The organism is Comamonas sp. 4034, from assembly GCF_050434545.1.
In the GTDB taxonomy this organism is placed as follows: domain Bacteria; phylum Pseudomonadota; class Gammaproteobacteria; order Burkholderiales; family Burkholderiaceae_C; genus Comamonas; species Comamonas odontotermitis.
This window is the reverse complement of the sequence record NZ_JBNDIT010000053.1, coordinates 1-2,181: the sequence shown is the minus strand read 5'-3', so window position 1 is coordinate 2,181 and position 2,181 is coordinate 1. Positions and strand designations below refer to the sequence as shown.

Annotated in this window: 1 protein-coding gene and 1 pseudogene; one reads left to right on the top strand and one right to left on the bottom strand. The window is 50.4% G+C overall.

Annotation, left to right across the window (positions count from 1 at the left end):
* Positions 1-121: pseudogene (locus tag ABIE32_RS21680) on the bottom strand (IS5/IS1182 family transposase); the annotation flags it as partial.
* Between the two features lie 591 nt (positions 122-712).
* On the opposite strand from ABIE32_RS21680, the gene ABIE32_RS21675 reads away from it, so the two are divergent.
* On the top strand, positions 713-1,819 hold the full coding sequence (locus ABIE32_RS21675; RefSeq protein WP_429019397.1) for an IPTL-CTERM sorting domain-containing protein: 1,107 nt from the start codon (positions 713-715) through the stop codon (positions 1,817-1,819).
* Positions 1,820-2,181: the final 362 nt, after the last annotated feature.

Below are 2,181 nucleotides of genomic sequence, written 5' to 3'. Positions count from 1 at the left end.
CTAGCCACTGCATTTCCTTGTCCAGCCAGATGGTCAAGTCGCCTCGGGCCTTCAATGCTGCGTTATATGCCTTCCAGTTTGTTGTGCGGTATTTATGCCGCCCCCAGCTCGTCTCACTCATCTCCCCAGCCTACGCTAGCTGAGGACGGGATTTGTGCAACAACGCCCCTTCCAGTTTGTGGTGCGGTACTTGCGCCGTCCCCAGTTCGTCTCACTCATCATCCGAGCCTACTACCGCTACGGCCCGGATTTGTGCAACAAAGCCTTAGCGATGAACTTTTCAAAATCCTGCACAACTATTTTTGTTCATTTGTTATTATTATAATTATTTTTGTTTTTTAAAAAAATAAGAGAAAAGCCAACCCAATTTCATCCATCGCATGCGCTCCGACTTCAGCACACTGGCGCCATTTCCTCCCTGCCTATCTTCTGCAATCTTGGCATAGGCAGCGTGGGCTTTCGGAACGCCGTCGAGGTTGCCAAGTCGTCGCACTTTGCGGTCTAAATATTGACATTCTCCTTCCACACTAAGCCTCTCACTATTGCGACCATTCTTTGCGAGAAGCAGTTGTTTGGTCGCCTACTTTTGTCACTCCGTTGACTAGAATGACATCGGATGGAGGCAAATTTCAGTAAAGCTACCCTTGTCCAAATTCTTGACATACGTCAAAATACTCGGTATCAAGCAATTACATATGAAAAGGACGATGCGATGAAGAAAGTGATCTCCAGCCTCTTATTTGCGTTCTGCTTGGCGATTCCCGGCTTGTCGATGGGCGCTTTCGTGTCCGGCCCAGTCACCTATGAGTTCAGCTCGATCTATTCCGGAACATCAAAGGACTTGACTTATGACTCCAATGGGGCGCCATATAGCGATCTGTCAGTGCTGTTGATTTGCATCGATCATGGAACAAATCCCCCCTTCACCTATGACATCCCCATCGCTCAATTCGATACCCAGGCGGGCGCCAGTGCCATCAAGGGCTTGTCCGGTGCAGCGGGTGAGGCAGCCATCTACTGGCTGCTCGATCAGTACTACGAGGAATATTACAAAAGCAGCGTAGAGAAGCGACGCGCCCTGCAATATGCGTTATGGGAGATTGGCAACGACTATGACGGCACTGCCGCCAGCATTGACATAGCACGAGGTTCATCGCGTCCGAGCTTAGAGGATGTCACGCAGTATGGAGGCAGCGACCAAGCAGCGTTCGTCGATGCTTACACAGCTCTGTATGCGGCAATGCGAGCCAATCTACCAACTCTACGCGCAACGTATCGCTCCAGCAAATACACCATGGATCTGTTCCGCAATCGCGATCCGAAATATCAACATATGGTGGCACTGATAGAGAAGGCCCCGCCCAATACAGTACCGCTTGCTGAGCCTGCTATCACGGGCACGCCCCGAATCGGATCTCCTGTGACCGGTAGTTATACCTATGCAGACAACGACGCAGATGTCGAGGACCCAAGCGGCACCTCATATCGATTCGTCACCAGCCCCAGTCCCACCATTGCACATTCAAACGAAGGGATCGTGGTCGCCAGCGGTTCGACAGGTGGCGACACCAAGACAGTTTCCTACACTTTGCAACCCGCAGATTTGAATCAATACCTCTATTTCTGTGTAACGCCCGCTGCCCAAACAGGCGCCACGCCTGGATTGGAGGTGTGTTCTCGTGCAGCAGGACCTGTTGCAGTTTCTCCGGCAATGCCAACACCAACACCAGTCCCCAACTTAGGCGTATGGGGCCTGATCGCGTTGTCTTCACTGCTGGCTGCGTTCGGCCTCGTTCAAAGCCGTAGGCGCACAGCCTAAATCGCAAAAACAGAAAAACCTTCCTGGTGTCATATATGACGCAAGGAAGGGTCTTTTCTTTCCGATTTGCATAAAAGACACCAGCAACAGGATGAGTACCAAACAGTGCTTTATCATTTTCAGGATTGAAGTTTTTTGCAATATCGTGATTAAACCCAAAATACCTAACAACGAACAGATATCTAGTAAACGAGTACTAAGCAGACAAGAAACATTCTCACTGCATCCGCATTTTAGCAAGTGTGATTGAATGGGGCCTTGTTGCAAATAAATCGGTTTGAGACTGAGTCTCCCCAAACCCCAGACGTAGTTATGCCACGGCCACCGTTTGGGGCGTGCCCAGCTCGGTGAAGCGATTGAGG